We start from the raw sequence: 3,397 nt of genomic DNA on the forward strand, positions 1-3,397 counted from the left end.
GTCGGCCGGCAGCGCGCACGCCGGTGGCTCGCGGCCGCCGCGTCGGTCCTCGCGCTCGGCGCGCTCGCGGCGTGCGGGCAGGGCGTCGACGGCGGCTGGACCGACAGCGGCGAGGAGGCGGGCTACGTCTCGGGGGACCGGTCGGTCACCACGTGGCCGGCGGGCGACCGCACCGGACCGGTCGAGATCACGGGCACCGACTACGCGGGCGCACCCGTGGACGTGACGGCGTGGCGGGGCGACGTCGTCGTCCTCAACACCTGGTACGCCGCGTGCCCGCCGTGCCGTGCCGAGGCGCCGGACCTCGTCGAGATCGCGAACGAGTACGCAGACCAGGGCGTCCAGTTCCTCGGCATCAACGCGACCGACGACCCCGGCGCGGCCCAGCCGTTCGAGCGCACCTTCGAGGTGCCGTACCCCTCGGTGCACGACGTCGACGACGCCGCCGTCGCCGCGCTGCAGGGGATCGTCCCGCTCCAGGCCGTCCCGACGACCGTGGTCCTCGACCGCGAGGGCGACGTCGCCGCGCGCATCCTGGGCCGGGTCGACCCGTCCACGCTGCGGGCCCTCCTCGACGACGTGCTCGCCGAGCCGGTCTGACCATGGGGCTCGGGGGTCTCGTCGCCGACGTCACGGGCACGGTGCTCGGCGGCTCGATGCTGCTCGCGGTGCCCCTCGCGGTCCTCGCGGGCCTCGTCTCGTTCGCCTCGCCGTGCGTGCTGCCGCTCGTGCCCGGCTACCTGGGCTACGTCACGGGCATGGCGGGCGCGAGCCGGGCGGCGGCGCCCGCGCCCCCCGCGCCGCGGGGTGGAGGTGTCGCCACCACGACGGCGCCCGCGCCCACGCTGGCCGCCGTCGGCCGTGGCCGCCTGCTCGCGGGCGTCGGCCTGTTCGTCGCGGGCTTCACGCTCGTCTTCGTCGCGTTCGGCGTGCTCGCCGGGTCCCTCGGGGCCGCCCTCGTCCAGTGGAGCGACGTCGTCACACGCGTGCTCGGCGTCGTCGTCGTGGTCATGGGCCTCGCGTTCCTCGGCTGGCTGCCGTTCGGGCGGACGGAGCGCAGGCTGCACCTCGCGCCGCGCGCAGGCCTGTGGGGTGCGCCGCTGCTGGGCGTGGTCTTCGGGCTCGGCTGGGCACCGTGCATCGGCCCCACGCTCGTCGCCGTCTACACGCTCGCGCTCGACGGCGCCTCGGCCGGGCGCGGCGCCGTGCTCTCCGTCGCGTACTGCGTCGGGCTCGGTCTGCCGTTCCTGCTCGTCGCCCTCGGGCTCGAGCGCTCGCAGCGCGCGCTCGGCTTCCTGCGCCGGCACCGCGTCGCCGTCATGCGCATCGGCGGCGGTGTGCTCGTCGCCGTCGGGCTCGCGCTGGTCACCGGGCTGTGGGGCGTGTGGACGCAGTCGCTCCAGGGACTGGTCAGCGGATTCGAGACGGTCCTGTGACGCCCGACCGCGCGCGCACCGGGGACCGGCCTGCCTATCGCCCCGAGGGCCTGGTGACCGAGGCCGACGACGTCGAGGTGAACGCCGCTGACGCGGACGCCACGGACGCCGACGGTACGGGCGGAGGCGGTGCGGACGCCGGCCGTGCCGCGACGGCGGGCGATGCGCCCCAGCTGCCGCGACTCGGCGTCGTCGGCACGCTCCGCTTCGTCTGGCGCCAGCTGACGAGCATGCGGGTCGCGCTCATGCTGCTCATGCTGCTCGCGGTCGTGGCGGTGCCGGGATCGGTGCTGCCGCAGCGTCCTCAGGACCCGGCCGCCGTCGCGCGCTACCTCGAGGACAACGCGACGCTCGGCCCGTGGCTGGACCGGCTCGGGTTCTTCGACGTGTACGCGTCGGTGTGGTTCTCGGCCGTGTACCTGCTGCTGTTCGTCTCGCTCGTCGGGTGCATCCTGCCCCGGCTGCGTGCCCACCTGCGGGCGGTCCGCGCCCGTCCGCCGCGCGCGCCGCGGCGCTTCGAGCGGTTCGGGGTGCACGACGAGGTCACGACGGACGCGTCCGTGGACGACGTCGTCGAGCGGGCGCGCGTCGTACTCGTCGGGCGGGTCCCGCGCCTGCCGCGGTTCCGGGTCGACGTCGAGCGGCAGCCCGGCGGCGGCGCGACGGTCAGCGCCGAGCGCGGGTACCTGCGCGAGAGCGGCAACATCCTGTTCCACCTCGCGCTGCTCGGGATCCTCGTCTCGGTCGCGACCGGTCAGCTGCTGCACTACCGCGGTCAGGCGATCGTCGTCGAGGGCCGCGGCTTCGCCAACGCGGTGACCGCCTACGACACGTTCCGCGCGGGCACCGCGTTCGACCCGCGCTCCCTCGTGCCGTTCACCATGACGCTCGACCGGTTCAGCGCGGAGTTCACGGCCGACGCGCGGCCGCGTGACTTCACCGCCGAGGTCACGCTCGCCGAGCCGGGCGCCGAGCCGCGCGCCGAGACCATCAAGGTCAACCACCCGCTCTCGGCCGGCGCCGCGAAGGTCTACCTGCAGGGCAACGGCTACGCGCCCGACGTCGTGGTGCGCGACGCCGCGGGCGAGGTCGCGTTCGCGGGGCCGGTGCCCTTCCTGCCGCAGGACGCCGTCTACACGTCGAACGGGGTCATCAAGGTCCCCGACGTGACGACCGGCGAGCAGATCGGCCTCCAGGGTGTGCTGCTCCCGACGGCGGTGGTCAGCCCGATCGGCGCCGCGTCGGTGCATCCCCAGCCCGACGAGCCGCTGCTCGTCCTGAGCGTGTGGTCGGGCGACCTCGGGCTGGACGAGGGGATCCCGCAGAACGTCTACGAGCTCGACACCGACGCGATGACGCAGGCCACGGAGGACGACGGCACGGCCGTGACGCTGTTCGTCGAGCCGGGTCAGACGGTCGAGCTGCCGGACGGGCTGGGGACCATCACGTGGGAGGGGCTGCCGCGCTTCGTCGCGCTCGACCTTCGGCACGACCCGGCGCTGCCGTGGATCCTCGCGTGCGCGATCGGCTGCCTCGTCGGCCTGGCGGTCTCGCTGTTCACGCCGCGGCGGCGGGTGTGGCTGCGGATCACGCCGGCGGCCGAGGGCGCCGAGGGCCGCGACGCGACCGACGGCGGCGAGGCAGCGGCCGCACGGGGCGCGGACGGCTCCGGCACCCGCCGTACAGTGGTGGCCGGTGCCGCGCTGGCCCGCGGTGACGACGTCGGCCTGGCGGACGAGCTCGCGCGGGTCATGGACCAGGTCCGCGGTGACCATCCTGAAGGGCAGGACGATGAGTCTCGGTGAGCTGAGCACGCTGCTGGTGTGGGGGGCGACGACCGCGTACGCCGTCGCGCTCGTCGCGTTCGCGATCGACCTCTCGCGGCTCGCGGAGACGCGGGGCGCGGCCGTCGCCGCGCCGGCGCTCGTGGGCGCGTCGACGCGCGGTGCGGGGGCGACCGC

3 protein-coding genes are annotated in these 3,397 nt (G+C 75.5%); all 3 read left to right on the forward strand.

Translation table 11 applies throughout. The features are described from left to right. Positions 1–600: TlpA family protein disulfide reductase (locus ICW40_RS18235; RefSeq protein WP_260459431.1), on the forward strand; the 600-nt coding region annotated here is incomplete at its 5' end. 2 nt (positions 601–602) lie between these two features. Beyond that, positions 603–1,436, forward strand: coding sequence for a cytochrome c biogenesis CcdA family protein (locus ICW40_RS18240; RefSeq protein ID WP_221655421.1), 834 nt, complete (start codon positions 603–605; stop codon positions 1,434–1,436). A gap of 53 nt (positions 1,437–1,489) precedes the next feature. After that, complete coding sequence (resB, locus tag ICW40_RS18245; RefSeq protein WP_308121902.1) at positions 1,490–3,241, forward strand: cytochrome c biogenesis protein ResB; 1,752 nt, start codon at positions 1,490–1,492, stop codon at positions 3,239–3,241. Positions 3,242–3,397 lie beyond the last annotated feature (156 nt).

The sequence above is a fragment of the Actinotalea ferrariae genome (assembly GCF_019733465.1).
Classification (GTDB): Bacteria; Actinomycetota; Actinomycetes; order Actinomycetales; family Cellulomonadaceae; genus Actinotalea; species Actinotalea ferrariae_A.

Bases quoted from the DNA above. Each gene is read 5' to 3' on its own strand.
- ICW40_RS18240 (WP_221655421.1), top strand. From the start codon at position 603: ATGGGGCTCGGGGGTCTCGTCGCCGACGTCACGGGCACGGTGCTCGGC.